Source organism: Ornithinicoccus halotolerans, assembly GCF_009602535.1.
In the GTDB taxonomy this organism is placed as follows: Bacteria; Actinomycetota; Actinomycetes; order Actinomycetales; family Dermatophilaceae; genus Ornithinicoccus; species Ornithinicoccus halotolerans.
Genome location: NZ_WIQI01000077.1, coordinates 1 through 13,846, shown reverse-complemented (window position 1 = coordinate 13,846; position 13,846 = coordinate 1). Strand labels below are relative to the sequence as shown.

The 13,846-nt window shown below is 73.5% G+C and carries 13 protein-coding genes and 2 pseudogenes; 10 read left to right on the top strand and 5 right to left on the bottom strand.

The window, feature by feature from the left end; all coding sequences use genetic code 11:
• Nucleotides 1-565, top strand: a pseudogene (locus GFJ45_RS16405) (patatin-like phospholipase family protein); the annotation flags it as partial.
• A 19-nt stretch (nucleotides 566-584) separates the two neighbouring features.
• On the opposite strand, the gene GFJ45_RS12050 reads toward GFJ45_RS16405, so the two are convergent.
• On the bottom strand, nucleotides 585-1,157 hold the full coding sequence (locus tag GFJ45_RS12050) for a hemerythrin domain-containing protein (RefSeq protein ID WP_153397537.1): 573 nt from the start codon (nucleotides 1,155-1,157) through the stop codon (nucleotides 585-587).
• A 145-nt stretch (nucleotides 1,158-1,302) separates the two neighbouring features.
• On the opposite strand from GFJ45_RS12050, the gene GFJ45_RS12045 reads away from it, so the two are divergent.
• The 5 genes from GFJ45_RS12045 (at nucleotide 1,303) to GFJ45_RS12025 (ending at nucleotide 5,292) form a co-directional block, all read left to right on the top strand.
• On the top strand, nucleotides 1,303-2,088 hold the full coding sequence (locus tag GFJ45_RS12045) for a helix-turn-helix transcriptional regulator (RefSeq protein WP_153397535.1): 786 nt from the start codon (nucleotides 1,303-1,305) through the stop codon (nucleotides 2,086-2,088).
• Nucleotides 2,089-2,197: 109 nt separating this feature from the next.
• Nucleotides 2,198-2,608, top strand: a complete 411-nt coding sequence (locus GFJ45_RS12040) for a hypothetical protein (RefSeq protein ID WP_153397532.1) — start codon at nucleotides 2,198-2,200, stop codon at nucleotides 2,606-2,608.
• 129 nt (nucleotides 2,609-2,737) lie between these two features.
• On the top strand, nucleotides 2,738-3,667 hold the full coding sequence (locus tag GFJ45_RS12035) for an NAD-dependent protein deacetylase (protein WP_194288643.1): 930 nt from the start codon (nucleotides 2,738-2,740) through the stop codon (nucleotides 3,665-3,667).
• Between the two features lie 10 nt (nucleotides 3,668-3,677).
• Nucleotides 3,678-4,709, top strand: a complete 1,032-nt coding sequence (locus GFJ45_RS12030; RefSeq protein ID WP_153397530.1) for a Rossmann-fold NAD(P)-binding domain-containing protein — start codon at nucleotides 3,678-3,680, stop codon at nucleotides 4,707-4,709.
• Nucleotides 4,710-4,779: 70 nt separating this feature from the next.
• A complete protein-coding gene (locus GFJ45_RS12025) occupies nucleotides 4,780-5,292 on the top strand; it encodes a PRC-barrel domain-containing protein (RefSeq protein WP_153397528.1) in 513 nt (170 codons plus the stop codon).
• Nucleotides 5,293-5,432: 140 nt separating this feature from the next.
• On the opposite strand, the gene lexA is transcribed toward GFJ45_RS12025, so the two are convergent.
• Nucleotides 5,433-6,191 carry a transcriptional repressor LexA gene (gene lexA, locus GFJ45_RS12020; protein WP_194288642.1) on the bottom strand — a complete coding sequence of 253 codons (759 nt, stop codon included), beginning with the start codon at nucleotides 6,189-6,191 and terminating at the stop codon, nucleotides 5,433-5,435.
• Nucleotides 6,192-6,437: 246 nt separating this feature from the next.
• Here lexA and GFJ45_RS12015 point away from each other — a divergent pair, with 246 nt between their 5' ends.
• Entirely contained in the window at nucleotides 6,438-6,950 is a 513-nt protein-coding gene (locus tag GFJ45_RS12015; RefSeq protein WP_153397524.1) for a LysM peptidoglycan-binding domain-containing protein, read from the top strand.
• A 22-nt stretch (nucleotides 6,951-6,972) separates the two neighbouring features.
• On the opposite strand, the gene GFJ45_RS12010 is transcribed toward GFJ45_RS12015, so the two are convergent.
• Nucleotides 6,973-7,572, bottom strand: coding sequence for a hypothetical protein (locus tag GFJ45_RS12010; RefSeq protein WP_153397522.1), 600 nt, complete (start codon nucleotides 7,570-7,572; stop codon nucleotides 6,973-6,975).
• 71 nt (nucleotides 7,573-7,643) lie between these two features.
• Between GFJ45_RS12010 and GFJ45_RS12005 the strand changes: the two genes are divergently transcribed.
• A complete protein-coding gene (locus tag GFJ45_RS12005; protein WP_153397520.1) occupies nucleotides 7,644-8,204 on the top strand; it encodes an MOSC domain-containing protein in 561 nt (186 codons plus the stop codon).
• Between the two features lie 7 nt (nucleotides 8,205-8,211).
• On the opposite strand, the gene GFJ45_RS12000 is transcribed toward GFJ45_RS12005, so the two are convergent.
• Together GFJ45_RS12000 and GFJ45_RS11995 are read right to left on the bottom strand one after the other, a co-directional pair.
• Nucleotides 8,212-10,848 (bottom strand): glycoside hydrolase family 65 protein, encoded by a 2,637-nt coding sequence (locus tag GFJ45_RS12000; protein WP_153397539.1) that lies wholly within the window; start codon nucleotides 10,846-10,848, stop codon nucleotides 8,212-8,214.
• 220 nt (nucleotides 10,849-11,068) lie between these two features.
• Complete coding sequence (locus tag GFJ45_RS11995) at nucleotides 11,069-11,803, bottom strand: HAD family hydrolase (RefSeq protein WP_153397518.1); 735 nt, start codon at nucleotides 11,801-11,803, stop codon at nucleotides 11,069-11,071.
• Between the two features lie 83 nt (nucleotides 11,804-11,886).
• On the opposite strand from GFJ45_RS11995, the gene GFJ45_RS11990 reads away from it, so the two are divergent.
• A complete protein-coding gene (locus GFJ45_RS11990; protein ID WP_153397516.1) occupies nucleotides 11,887-12,783 on the top strand; it encodes a class I SAM-dependent methyltransferase in 897 nt (298 codons plus the stop codon).
• Between the two features lie 38 nt (nucleotides 12,784-12,821).
• Nucleotides 12,822-13,846: pseudogene (locus GFJ45_RS11985) on the top strand (LuxR family transcriptional regulator); the annotation flags it as partial.

The following is a 13,846-nucleotide window of genomic DNA, read 5'->3' as shown; positions in this document are numbered from 1 at the left end:
CCGCGAGCTCGGGGAGGACCCGGCGGTCCGGGAGGGGATCCTGGCCCGGCTGCAGCTGGTCGACGGCGGGGTCTACGACAACCTCGGGCTGGAGCCGGTCTGGAGCGACCACGCGTCGGTGCTGGTGAGCGACGGCGGCGCCGTGGCGCAGGGCCGTCCGGCCGGCTCGACCGTCGCCCGGATGTGGCGGCTGCTGGCGATCACCTCCGGCGGCGGCAAGACCACCCGGCTGCGGTGGCTGCACGCCGCCCACGCCGCCGGGCTGGTCGGCGGGGCCACCTGGTCACTGGGTTCGACGGCCGCCGGGGACCTGCCGGAGCAGGCGCTGGCGGCGATCCACCGGGTCCGCACCGACCTGGATGCCTTCACCGCCGAGGAGCAGGCGGTCCTGGAGCGGCACGGCTACCTCGCGGCCGAGGCCGCGCTGCACCGGCACGACCCGGGGCTGGCGCACCGGTACGCCCCCGCCCGGGCGCCGCACGACCCGGTCGGGGACGCCGCCACGGTGCTGCGCAGCCTGCAGCGGTCCGACCGGGTCACCCCGCTGGGCCGGCGCTCCTCCTGACCGGCCTACGGGGCACCGCTCAGCCCGTCTGGCGGCCGGTCAGCCGGTCGCGCAGCCGGTCCACCATGCCGACGCCCGGCCCGACCGCCTTGTGGAACAGCTCGGAGTGCGGGGCGCTCGGGTGCGGCCGGGTCGGGGCGAGCTCCTTGGCGCGGTTCACCTTGCGTCCCAGCTCGACCAGCTGCTCGTGCGGCACGTGCGTCCGCAGCTTCGGGAACTGGTCCTGCTCCTCGTCCTCGGCGTGGTGGCGCAGCAGGTCGGTCAGGCCACGGACCATCTCCAGGAACGCGGGGCTGGCCGCGTCCTGGCCCTCCAGCTTCTTCATCAGGTCCACGATCTGGTCGTGCTCCTGCTTGTCGTGCTCGACCTCGTCCGCGCCGTTGGGCACGTGCTCCTCGACGGCGGGGTAGACGTACATCTCCTCGGCGACCGAGTGCCGCATCACCTCCGCGATGAGGGTGTCGGCGAGGTCCCGGCGCTCCTGGCCGTCCTCGGTCTGCGGGATCTGCCCGAGGAGGTCCAGCATCGCCCGGTGATCCGCGGTGAGGATGTCGGTGACCAGCTCCCCCTGCTCACTGCCCGTCGTGGTCATCGGACACTCCTTTCCTGCCTGGTGCGACTGCGGTGTCCCCTCCGAGGCTACGGACGTGGTGCTGGCCCCGCAGCCTGAAAATGGGTCCTGCAGCATTCAGTCAGGCCTCTTTACCAGCAGCCCCTGGCAGCGGGACCATACGACTGTGGCGGACACCGGAACCGAGGCCCTCACCCTGGTCGTGCAGCTCGTCGGAGCGGCCAGTGCCGCCGGCACGCCCGAGGAGCGCAACGACGCGGTCATCGAGCGGCTCTCCGCGGCGGTGACCGCCCGGGTCGGGTTGCTGCTGCGGGTGGACCTGCTCCACCGGGACGCCGAGGTGCTGGGCGGTGCGGTCACGCCGCCCGCGGCCGCCACGCTGCGCCACCGGCTGCGCACGGGGGAGCGGCCGGGGCCGCTGCTGGACCGGGCCGTGGCGGGCCAGCTCGCCCCGTGGACCGCCGCGCGGGCGTACGGACCGGACTGGCGCGGCTCGACGCTGCAGCGGGAGTACCACCGGGACTGGGGGTGCGACCAGGTGGCGGTGCTGCCGGTCGTCGGCGGGCAGCGGCCGGTCGTCTACCTGCTGGGTCGGGAGGGCGTCGACTTCACCGCTGCCGAGCTGGACCTGCTCGCCGCGGTCCAGCCGGTGGTGCAGGGACTGGTCCGGCTGCTCCGGCTGCACGGTGACGACGCCGCCTGGGTCCAGGTCGCCGCGGGCCACGACGGGCGTGCCCGCTGTCACCTCACCGCCCGCGAGTCGGAGGTGCTGGCGCTGCTGGCGCGCGGCCACAAGGCGGCCACGATCGCGCGCATGGTGGGCTGCTCCGAACGCACCATCCACCGTCACCTCTCGAACGCCTACCACAAGCTGGGCGTGGGGGACCGGCTCTCCGCGGTGTCGGTGGCGCACCGGTGGGGGCTGCTGCCCGCCGCCGCTGATACTGGGTAGTTCTGCCCACACGATGGCTGCCGCAGCCTCTGGCGCCGGCGGCCCGGCTGCGGTGCAGTGTCCCCCGGGGCCCGGATGGACCGGGCTTATGAGGGAGAGGAACCACACTATGACCACAACTCGTCTGCGTCGTCGCCTGCTCGGCGTGGCCGCGGGGGCCGCCGCCGTGACGCTGGTGACCGCCACGACCGCCTCGGCTCACTTCTGTTACGTGGCCAACATGAGCGACGCGGCCCGCCAGGCGCTCGCCAGCAACAACAGCGTGTTCGTCGAGCTGAGCGATGTGGCCGAGATGTTCGTGCTGCCCCCGAGCTGCCAGGGCCTGGGGCTCGGCGATGCCGCGGTCGCCGAGTGGATGGCCGCCTTCGGGGTGGAGCAGGAGCCGATGATCCACAGCCGAGCCGTGATGGCCAAGGGCGCGATGGGCAAGAGCCAGGGGATCAACCACCTCAGCGACGCCGACTTCGCCTTCTTGGACGGCGCGCTCACAGACGGCGTCATGGAGGTCGGCTGCCTCTGACCCGGGGGGCGGCGACCGGTGAGCAGCCCGGTCGCCACGCACGAGGGGACCGCGCCCGGCGCGGTCCCCTCGTCGCGCGGCGCGGGTCGTGCGTGCGCGCGCAGCCGCTGCTGCGCCTACCCTCGGAGCGTGACGCTGACCGCCGAGCTGCCGCCTCGGGCGCCGGTCGACGAGGCCGCCTTCGCTGCCCTCGCCGACCTGGTGCGCCGCGGCCGGGTCGTCGCACTCACCGGCGCCGGGGTCTCGACCGGCTCGGGCATCCCCGACTACCGCGGCCCGGACGGGTCCCGCCGGGTCACCCCGATGCACCACGGCGACTTCCTGGCCTCGGCGGACAACCGGCGCCGCTACTGGGCCCGCAGCTACGCCGGGTGGACGCGCTTCCGCGCCGCCCGGCCCAACCCGGTGCACCACGCGCTGGCCCGGCTGGAGACCGCTGGGCTGGTGGAGCAGGTGATCACCCAGAACGTGGACGGCCTGCACCAGGCCGCCGGGTCCCGCCGGGTGCTGGACCTGCACGGCACGCTCGCCCGGGTCGGGTGCCTGCGGTGCGGGGAAAACTATGCCCGCGAGGTCGTGCACGAATGGATGACCGCGGCCAACCCCCGGTTCGGAGCCACCACCGATGAGGTCCGGCCCGATGGTGACGTCGTGCTCGACCCGCACCAGATCGGCGGCTTCCGGCTGGTGCACTGCGTGGTCTGCGGGTCCGACCTGCTCCAGCCCGACGTGGTGTTCTTCGGCGGGTCGGTGCCCAAGGCGCGCGTGGAGCGGGCGTTCGCTGCCGTCGAGGGGGCGGCCGCGCTGCTGGTGCTCGGTTCCTCGCTGCAGGTGATGAGCGGGTACCGGTTCGTGCGGCGGGCCGACCGGCTCGGGACGCCAGTGGCGGTCGTGACCCGCGGCCGCACCCGCGGCGACGCGGAGGCCACGCTGCGGCTGGACGCGCTCCTGCAGGACGTGCTGCCGCGGCTGGCCGACGAGGTCACCGGCGCTCCCCGCGCGACGGGCGCGACCGGCGCTCCCAGCGCCACCGGCGGTGCCGGCGTCGGCGCCCCTTAAGGTGACCCGCATGAGCAGCGTGCACCTGTGGATCCGCGAGGAGAGCCGGCCGACCGAGCAGCGGGTCCCGATCGTGCCCGAGGACGCTGCGCTGCTGGTGGCCGAGGGCGTGCGGGTGACGGTGGAGCGCTCGCAGCGTCGTGCCTACCGCGACGAGGAGTTCGCCGCGGCCGGCTGCGAGCTGGCCGACCCGGGCAGCTGGGTGGCCGCCCCGGAGGACGCCTACATCGTGGGCATCAAGGAGCTGCCGCCGGAGCCGGAGCCGCTGCACCACCACCACATCTTCTTCGCCCACGCCTACAAGGGCCAGGAGGGCGCCGAGCGCCTGCTGCACCGGTTCCGCAGCGGCGGCGGGGAGCTGCTGGACGTGGAGTACCTCACCGTCGACGGCCGCCGCGTCGTCGCGTTCGGGTACTGGGCCGGCTACGTCGGTGCCGCGCTGGGCGCGCTCGCCTGGCAGGACGCGCTGCGGCCACCGCTGCAGCCCACCACCCAGCAGGACCTGGACGACCGGATCGCGGCGGGCTCGCCGGGGCGCGCCGTGGTGATCGGTGCCGGCGGACGTAGCGGACGGGGGTCGGTCGCGGCCCTCACCGCCGCCGGGTGGGAGGTCACCCAGTGGGACCGCCGGCAGACCCAGCCGCTGGACAGGCCCGCGCTGCTCGACCACGACCTGCTGGTCAACTGCGTGATGACCAAGACGTCCACCCCGCCGTTCCTGACCCACGAGGACCTGGCCGGGGACGAGCACCGGCTGCGGGTCGTCGCGGACGTGACCTGTGACGTCACCTCCGAGCACAACCTGCTTCCGGTCAACACGGCGATCACCACCTGGGAGCTGCCGGTGCGGCGGGTGCACCAGGGCCAGCACCCGGTCGACGTGATCGCGATCGACAACCTGCCCTCGCTGCTGCCGCGGGAGGCCAGCCGCAGCTTCTCCGCCGAGCTGATCCCGCTGGTGCGCGACCTCCCCGCGCGCCGTGGCCCGTGGGCCGCCGCCAAGGAGGCGTTCTCCTCGGCGCTCGGCGCGCTGCGGCACTGAGGCCCTCTCGCGCCCGGGTGCCGACGCGGCTACCGTCGGCAGTGCTTGGGCAACCGCCGAAGGAGACGTGATGAGCATCCTGCGTGAGCAACTGGACCTGCTGGCCGGAGCCCCGGTGGTGGACCGGGACGGCAGGCCGCTGGGGACGGTGCAGCACATCTACCTCGACGACGACACCGGGGAACCGATCTGGGCCACCGTCGGGCGCGACGAGGGACTGGGCAGCTACGTACCGCTGCAGGCCGCCGAGGTGTCCGAGCGGGGCCTGCGCGTGGACTACCCCGCCGACCACGTCGCCGACGCGCCCACGCTGCGCCACCTCGAACACCTCGACGACCACGACCTCTGGGAGCTCTACCGCCACTACGACCTGGACGAGGTCATGGAGCACGACCGCCGCAGCTGGGAGGCGGTGGCGGAGCACAAGGCTCCGGAGGGCTTCAGCCTGCCGACGAGCGGGATCTCCGAGGACCGTCCCGCCTCCAGCCCGGCCGCGTACGAGGGCGGGGGTGACGCGGCGGCCCGGCTGCGGCTGCGCCGCCACGAGTGGCCCGAGCACCCCACCGGCATGGAGGAGCAGTAGCGGCAGCCCGTGCCGGGACGAGGCCGTGGGCCCAAGGGTTGGTGCCGCCCCGCCGGAGGGATGGGAGGGCCGGCGGGCGGCACCGGTCAGCGCGCCTGACCCGTCACCGCGGAGGATGACGCGCCGGCGGGTGCGGGAGGTCAGATGCGGCGCAGGACCGCGGTGACCTTGCCGAGGATGACGGCGTGGTCACCGTCGATGGGCTCGTACGACTCGTTCTGCGGCAGCAGCCAGACCTTGCCGTCGGTGCGCTTGAAGGTCTTGACGGTCGCCTCGTTGTCCAGCATCGCCGCGACGATCTCGCCGTTGTCGGCGGTCGGCTGCCGGCGCACCACCACCCAGTCGCCGTCGCAGATGGCGGCGTCCAGCATCGAGTCACCGACGACGTTGAGCAGGAACAGCTCGCCCTCGCCCACGATCTGCTTCGGCAGCGGGAAGACGTCCTCGACGGCCTCCTCGGCCAGGATCGGGCCGCCGGCGGCGATCCGCCCGACGACCGGGACGTAGGACGCGGCCGGCCGCTCGTCACCGATGCCGGTCTCGTCGACGTGCGACTCGCCGCCGCCGCGGCGGTACCCCTGCCGCACGCCGTCCTCGCCCTCGCCCGGGAGGACCACCTCGATGGCCCGTGGCCGGTGCGGGTCGCGGCGCAGGTAGCCCTTGCGCTCCAGCATCTTAAGCTGGTGGGCGACCGAGGAGGGTGAGGTCAGGCCGACCGCCTCGCCGATCTCCCGCAGGCTCGGCGGGTAGCCGCGCGCGTCCACCGAGTCGCGGATCACCCCCAGCACGCGCCGCTGGCGCGCGGTCAGCTCGGCGTCGACGCGGTCACGCATCTGGTGCACCGTGCCCTCGTGCTGGCCGGTGCGGCCCGAGCGGTCGTCGTCCTTCTCCGTGGCCATCTGTCCCATCCCTTCCGGCGGTCGAACCTGCAGGTCAACAGCATTGTCAGTGGCTGCTGGTTCAGTTGTTCACGTGACGACATCGTACGAGCATTCGACTCCCGCGACAAACACCTGTTCGAGCGGCGTGTCGACATCGTCGCACAACCGTGCTACACATTGGACAGGCGTCCGATCGCACACGCGTCCGACAGTGGTGAGCCAACGCGTGGCCTCGGACGGGCCGACCGAGACGGAGGAGAACTGATGAGCGCAGCACCCGCGGTGTTCCCGACGCCCGGCCCCGCCGTTCGCGGTACCGGCCCGGGCCCACGTCCCCGTCACCTGCGCCTGGTCCGGCCGGGGGAGCCGGTGCCGGAGCTGCCGCTGCCCGACCTGAGCCGTCCGTGGGGCCGGCCCGGGGAGGTGCCGGAGGAGTCGGCCCCGCCGCTCCACCCGGTCGCGCAGCAACGCGCGAGGGCAGGCGCGCGCCGTGCCGGTCGGCTGACCCGGCGCGGCCGGCTGGCGCTGACCCTGGGGACGACGACCGTGGCGGTGGCGCTGGTCACGGCGCTGGCCGTGGGCCTGCTGGGGCCGGCCGGCGCGGCGCAGCACCCGCAGACGGTGGTGGTGCAGCCGGGGCAGACGCTGTCCCAGGTCGCGGCCGAGGAGCTGGCCGAGCTGCCGCTGGACCGGGCCGTGGTGGAGATCCAGCTGGCCAACCGGCTCAGCACCAGCCAGGTGGCCGCTGGTCAGAAGCTGGTGATCCCCGAGCCGTGAGCCGATCGCGGCGAGGAGCGCCTCAGCGCTCCTCGCCGGAGGACAGCGGCCACTCGTTGGGACCGGTCTCCTCGCGCTCCTCCCGGGACGGGATCGGCTGGGAGGTTTCGGTCTCCGGTGACATGACCGCGTCCCAGACGATGGGCAGCTGCTCAGCGGGGATGTAGTAGCCGCTGATGTGCGCGTCGAAGATGAGGCCGCTGATGTTGGCGCGCTGGTAGGTGTCGGCCGCCTCGACCACCTCGTAGGGCTCCAGGGCGATCGCCCGCAGGTCGTCCTCGGGGGTGATCATGCCCTGCTCGAGGGCGAAGTGGCGGACGCGGTCGGCGTCGGTGAAGGCCAGCAGCATCTGCTGTCCCTCGATCTCGGCGGCGGCGGGGCTCTCCTGCTCCTCCTCGCCCACCGCCAGGAACCACCAGTTCTCCAGCTGCATCGTCACCCGCCACAGCGCGGCCATGCCGACCTGGTCCTCAGGCCCGGACACGGCGGCCGCGAGGCGGTCGGTCTCGGACTCCAGGATCGGGGCCTCCGTCGGGGTGCCGGGGGGCACGGCCGAGCCCTGCTCGGCCGGTTCCGGGGTCGCGCCGTCGGCCTGGTCGGGTCGCTCGGACGGTTCAGTCATGCTCACCATCCGACCACACCGACTCCCCGACGGCCCCATTCAGCCGCCCGGATGGGGGCAAAATGTGACAGATGGGACAGATGAGGGGCCCGCTCGGCCGGGTCGTGGCGGTGGCCGCCGACGGCACCCACCGGTTCAGCAAGGTCCCGCGCGACCGCGTCGAGCTGCGAGCCGGGCACGGCGTCGTGGGGGACGCCCATGCCGGCGCGACGGTGCGCCACCGCTCCCGGGTGCGGCGAGACCCCACGACGCCCAACCTGCGGCAGGTGCACCTGGTCGCGGTCGAGCAGCTGCGGGAGTGGCAGGCGTCCGGCCACCCGGTGCCACCGGGCGGGATCGGGGAGAACGTCCTCACCGAGGGCGTGGACCTGCTCGCGCTGCCGGAGGGCACCCTGCTGGCGCTGGGTGGGCAGGCCGTCGTGCGAGTGACCGGCCTGCGCAACCCGTGCCGGCAGATCGACGACTACCGCCCTGGCCTGCTGGCCGTGGTGCTGCCTCGCGACGAGCAGGGACACCCGCAGCTCCGGGTGGGGGTGATGGCCGTGGTGGAGCGCGACGGCGCGGTTGCGGCGGGTGACCCGGTGCAGGTCGGCTACCCGCCGCAGCCGCACCGGCCGCTGCGGCGGGTCTGAGCGGCTGCTACTGCTGCGGCTCCCGCTCCTCGTGCGGGTCCTCCTGCTCCCGCTCCTCGTGCGCGCGCTCGTGCTCGCGCTCCTGCTCGCGCTCCTCGTGCTCGTGCGGGACGACCTGCTGGATCTCCTCCTCGTCCTGCTCCTCGCCCGCGCTGGTCACGTCCACGGGCTGCACGGGGGGACGCTCGCTGGCGTCTCGCCAGGAGTGCGGCACGGTGGCGTTGATGTGCCGGCCGCCGGCCCGTTGCCGGGAGAGCCGTGGCCCGGAGTGGAGCACCTCTCGCACCCGCTCGCCCTGGTCGTCGAGGGGCACGCGCACCTCGTCCTCGCCGACCTTCATCTCCTCACCGCGCACCGCGACCGTCACCGGGTCGCCCTGCTCGACCCGCAGCAGGATCTCGTCCTGCCGGACGGTGACCCGCAGCCGGGAGCTGTGCCAGGACATCGGCCAGGTCAGCTCGGTCCAGTCCTCCGGCAGCCGGGGGTCGAAGGTGAGCTCCCCGTTGTGGTCGCGCATGCCACCGAACCCGCCGGTCAGCGCGCTCCACACGCCGCCGGCCGAGGCGACGTGGACGCCCTCCGTGGTGTTGCCGTGCCGGTCGTCCAGGTCGACGAACAGGCCGGCGTAGAAGTACCGCAGCGCCATCTCGTGGTAGCCGACCTCGGCGGCGACGATCGACTGCACCACCGCCGACAGCGTGGAGTCGCCGGTGGTGATGGGGTCGTAGTACTCGAAGTTGGCCCGCTTCTCCTCGAGGCTGAAGTGGCTGCCGGCGAGGTACATCGCCGCGACGACGTCGGCCTGCTTGAGCACCTGGAACCGGTAGATGACCAGCGGGTGGTAGTGCAGCAGCAGCGGCCGCTTGTCGTTCGGCGTGTTGTCCAGGTCCCACACCTCCCGCTCCAGGAAGTGGGAGTCCTGCGGGTGCACGCCGAGGACCTCGTCGAAGGGGATGTACATGTCCTCGGCCGCGCGGCGCCACTCTTCGATCTCGTGCTCGTCGAGGGTCAGCCGGGACTTGGCGCGCGCGTAGCCGTCCGGGTCGCTGGACTGCAGCTCGGTCACCGCCTCGACGGCGACGAACAGGTTGGCCCGGGCCATCACGTTGGTGAACAGGTTGTCGTTGACGACCGTCGTGTACTCGTCCGGCCCGGTCACCGAGTGGATGTGGAAGCTCTTGTCGCCGTTGAGCTGCCAGAACCCCAGGTCGGCCCACAGCCGCGCGGTCTCCACCAGCATGTCGACGCCCTCGTCGAGCAGGAACTCGTGGTCGCCGGTGGCGCGCACGTACTTGATGAGGGCGTGGGCGATGTCGGCGTTGATGTGGTACTGCGCGGTGCCGGCGGCGAAGAAGGCGCTGGCCTCCTTGCCGTTGATGGTGCGCCAGGGGAAGGTCGCCCCGTGCTGGGACATCTCCGCTGCGCGGTCGCGGGCGGGGTCGAGCATCAGGTGCCGGAAACGCAGCGCGCTGCGGGCCGCGTACGGCAGCGTGTAGGTCAGGAACGGCAGCACGTAGACCTCGGAGTCCCAGAAGTAGTGGCCGCCGTACCCGGAACCGGTCACCCCCTTGGCGGGCACGCCCAGCCCGTCGGCGCGGCCGGCCGCCTGCGCCAGCTGGAACAGGTTCCAGCGGACCGCCTGCTGCACCGCGGGCTGCCCGGCGACCTGCACGTCCGAGCGGTCCCAGAAGTCGTCCAGCCAGCGGCGGTGGTCCTCCTGCAGCCGGTCGGCGCCGCGTGCGACGACACGGTCCAGGGTGCGCCAGCAGCGGTCGGCGAGCTCCTGGACCGGGACCCCCCGGGAGGTGTGGAAGCTGACGTACTTCTCGATCCGGATGGGGCACCCGGCCTCGGCGTCGATGCGGAAGACGTGCTTGGCCTCGTCGTCCTCGGCGCTGATGTCCTCGTGGTGCGCGCACTCGGTCTCGATCCGGTGCTCGGCCGCGACCGCCAGCGTCATGCGGGACTCGCGGCAGCGGTAGCCCAGCAGCAGCCGGCTCTCGTCGCACACCTGACTGGCCTGCGGGTCCAGCACCCGGCGGTTGAACGCCTCGGCCTTGCGGGGGTCGAAGCCCTCGCCCATCGCGGCGGAGCTGACGTAGTACTCGTCGGTGCCGTCCTGCCGGTTGAGCAGCTGGGAGGAGACCACGATCGGCGCGTTGCCGTCGAGGAGCTCGATCTCCATGGTCATCAGCGCCAGGTGCCGCTCGGTCAGGCTGGCCATCCGGGTGGTGCGGATGCGCACCCGCTTGCCGTTGTTGGTGCGCCAGATCACCTCCCGGTGCAGCTGGCCGTCGCGGAAGTCGACCCAGCGCTGGTAGTGGCCGAGGTCGGCCGCCGCCAGCAGCAGCGGCTCGTCCTCGACGTAGATCTTCATGGTCTTGGGGTCGGGGACGTTGACCAGGGTCTGCCCGTCCCGGGCCAGGCCGAACGCCTCCTCGGCGTGCTCGATGCGCCAGGTCTCGTGGAAGCCGTTGACGTAGGTGCCGTGGGTGTGGGTGTCCCGCCCCTCCTCGGCGTTGCCGCGCATCCCCAGGTAGCCGTTGCCGGTGGCGAAGAGGGTCTCGGTCAGCCCCAGGTCCTCGGGGTCGTAGGCGGTCTCGACGAGCCGCCACTCGTCGATCGGCCATCGGGTGCGGTCCATCGGGTCGCGGACCGGCGGGGGGATGTGGGGGGAGGGGTACTTGTGCGCCACGGAAACTCCTTCGCGTCGTCGCTGGGCGAGGGCAGGTCAGGCGTTCCGGAGCGAGAGGCCGTCGCAGCCGGGCACGGCTGGGCGGCGGCGTCCTGCTCCCAGCCAACGAGCCTAGGGCAGGATCCGCCCGAGCGTGACCGTACGGCCCGAGTGTCCGGACCCCGGCCCGCTAGATGAGCTCGGCCAGGTCCTCGACGACCACGTCGGCGCCGTGGTCGAGCAGCGTCTGCCGGCCCGCGCCCCGGTCGACCCCCACGACCAGGCCGAACTCCCCGGCCCGGCCGGCCTGCACGCCGCTGACCGCGTCCTCCACCACCACCGAGCGGGCGTTGCTGGCGCCGACGGCCTTCGCGGCGTAGGCGTAGGTGTCGGGCCGGGGCTTGCCGGCCAGGCTCTCCTGCTGGGCGAGCGCCCCGTCGACCACGACGTCGAACCGGTCGGCGATGCCGGCGGTCTGCAGCACGTCGGGGGCGTTACGGGAGGAGGAGACCACCGCCACCTCGATGTCGCGCTCGGCGAGGGCGTCCAGCAGCCGCACCGAGCCCTCGTAGGCGCTGATGCCCTCCTCCTCGAGCACCGCGGCGAACAGGTCGTTCTTCTTGTTGCCGAGGCCACAGACGGTCAGCGCGTCCGGTGGGTCGGCCGGGTCCCCCTGCGGCAGCTCGATGTCGCGCGAGCCGAGGAAGTCGGCGACGCCCTCGTAGCGCGGCTTGCCGTCGACGTGGGCGAAGTAGTCGTCGTCGGTGTACGGCGAGAGGTCGGCGCCCTCCCCGGCGACCTCGCGCGCCGGCCCCTCCAGGAACTCGGTGAACATCCGTTCCCAGGCCCGCATGTGCACCTCGGCCGTGGGGGTGAGCACCCCGTCCAGGTCGAACAGCACCGCGTCGTAGTCTTCCCAGTTCACCTGGCTCACCCTAACGGCGTGCGCCCCGGCCCGCCTCTCGCTCGGGGTGGGCCATGATGGGTCCGCACCCCCGAGGAGGTCCGATGAGCCAGCCGCTCGACCCGGTGACCGAGACCAGCGTCGAGACCGCCGAGGCGTACGCGGCCAACCGCGCCAACTGGGACGACCGGGCCCGCGTCCACGCCGACAGCGGCGACTACGACCTCGCCGGGATGGCCCGGGACCCGGCGAGGGTCAGCACCGTGGTCCGGGAGGACCTGGCGATCCTCGCCCCGCACCTGCCGCGGGCCGGCGCGCAGCCACTGGCCGGCCTGGAGGTGTGCCACCTGCAGTGCCACATCGGCACCGACACGCTCTCTCTCGCTCGGCTCGGCGCGCGCGGGGTCACCGGCGTGGACCTGTCGCCGGCCTCCCTTGAGATCGCGCGCGACCTGGCCGCCCGTGCCGGCACCGACATCCGCTACGTCGAGGCGGAGGTGACCGGCGCCGCCGCGGCCGTGGGGCAGACGTTCGACCACGTGCACACCTCGATCGGGACCATCTGCTGGCTGGAGGACCTGACGGCCTGGGCGCGCACGATCGCCGCGCTGCTGCGGCCCGGGGGCACGTTCTTCCTGCGGGACCGGCACCCGGTGCTCGCCGCGTTCGACGACACGGTGGCGGGCGACGTGCGGCTGGGCTACCGCTACTGGTCGCTGCCGCCGGGACAGGCGCAGACCTATGACGAGGCGAGCACCTACACCGGTGGTGACCACACCCGGATCCGGGCGACCCGCAACTACGAGTGGCCGCACCCGGTCTCGGAGGTGCTGCAGGCGCTGCTCGACGCCGGGCTGCGGCTGGTCGCCGTCGGCGAGCACGACACGCTGCCCTGGCCTGCGCTGCCGGTGATGGAGCTGGAGGGGGACGGCTACGTGCTGCCGGCGCCGTGGCGGCAGCAGCTGCCGGTGGCCTTCTCCGTCGTGGCCCGCCGCGACTGAGGCGCGTTCCCTGGCACCATCGGGGGTGGAGGGTGCGGATGACCGAGCTCGACGAGGCGCTCATCGAGGCTCGCGAGGCGCTCGCCCGGCGGGACTGGGCGACGGCCCGTGAGCGGTTCCGCGCGGCCCGCGAGCCGGCCGCGGCCGATCTGGCGGGGCTGGCCACGGCGTGCTGGTGGCTGGGGCTGATCGACGAGTTCGTCGTCGTCACGGAGGAGGTCCACCAGCGGCGCCGGCAGGCCGGGGAGCTCGCCGGTGCGGCGATGGCCGCGCTGGAGATCGGCTTCTCGGAGGTGGTCCGCGGCCGGCAGGACGTCGGCGCGGGCTGGCTGGCGCGGGCCCGGCGGCTCCTGGAGGAGGTGCCCGAGGCCGCCGAGCACGGCTACCTGCTCGCGCTCGACGCCGACTGGGCGACCCAGGCCGGCGACCTGGAGCGGGCCGGGCAGCTGGTGGAGCGGCTGCTGACGTTGGCGGACCGCCACGGGGACCCGACGCTGCAGGCCCAGGGGCTGTTCGCCGCCGGTGTCCTGGCGCTGCGGCGTGGCGCGGTCGACGAGGCGATGCGGTGCCTGGACGAGGCGATGCTGCCGGTCCGCAGCGGTCGGGTGCTCCCGGAGTGGGCCGGGAACCTGTACTGCCGGATGATGCAGCTGTGCTACGAGCTCGGCGACCTGCCCCGGGCGCAGCGGTGGACCGACCTCACCGACCGCTGGTGGCGCGGGTACGCGCCCGCGGTGCTCTTCCGCGGCATCTGCCGGGTGCACCGGGTCCAGCTGCTCCAGGTCCACGGTGAGTGGGCCCGGGCCGAGCAGGAGGCCAGGCGGGCGACCTCGGAGCTGGCGGGGCTCGACGTCGTCGTGGTCGCGGAGGCGGAGTACCGGCTGGGGGAGCTGCACCGGCTGCGCGGGGACCTCGACGCCGCCGAGGCCGCGTACCGGCGGGCCCACGTCCACGGCCGGGACCCGCTGCCGGGCATGGCGCTGCTAGGGCTCGTCGAAGACGTAGGTGACGTCGGTCAGCGCCGAGCCGAGGTGGCGGATCATCTTGGTCCGCTGGGCCTCTC

What these genes read in the sequence shown, in the direction of transcription:
- GFJ45_RS12050 (WP_153397537.1), bottom strand. Translation starts at nt 1,157, where the DNA reads ATGACCACGACGGGCAGTGAGCAGGGGGAGCTGGTCACCGACATCCTC.
- GFJ45_RS12040 (WP_153397532.1), top strand. Translation starts at nt 2,198, where the DNA reads ATGACCACAACTCGTCTGCGTCGTCGCCTGCTCGGCGTGGCCGCGGGG.
- GFJ45_RS12030 (WP_153397530.1), top strand. Translation starts at nt 3,678, where the DNA reads ATGAGCAGCGTGCACCTGTGGATCCGCGAGGAGAGCCGGCCGACCGAG.
- GFJ45_RS12025 (WP_153397528.1), top strand. Translation starts at nt 4,780, where the DNA reads ATGAGCATCCTGCGTGAGCAACTGGACCTGCTGGCCGGAGCCCCGGTG.
- lexA (WP_194288642.1), bottom strand. Translation starts at nt 6,191, where the DNA reads ATGGCCACGGAGAAGGACGACGACCGCTCGGGCCGCACCGGCCAGCAC.
- GFJ45_RS12015 (WP_153397524.1), top strand. Translation starts at nt 6,438, where the DNA reads ATGAGCGCAGCACCCGCGGTGTTCCCGACGCCCGGCCCCGCCGTTCGC.
- GFJ45_RS12010 (WP_153397522.1), bottom strand. Translation starts at nt 7,572, where the DNA reads ATGACTGAACCGTCCGAGCGACCCGACCAGGCCGACGGCGCGACCCCG.
- GFJ45_RS12005 (WP_153397520.1), top strand. Translation starts at nt 7,644, where the DNA reads ATGGGACAGATGAGGGGCCCGCTCGGCCGGGTCGTGGCGGTGGCCGCC.
- GFJ45_RS12000 (WP_153397539.1), bottom strand. Translation starts at nt 10,848, where the DNA reads ATGGACCGCACCCGATGGCCGATCGACGAGTGGCGGCTCGTCGAGACC.
- GFJ45_RS11990 (WP_153397516.1), top strand. Translation starts at nt 11,887, where the DNA reads ATGAGCCAGCCGCTCGACCCGGTGACCGAGACCAGCGTCGAGACCGCC.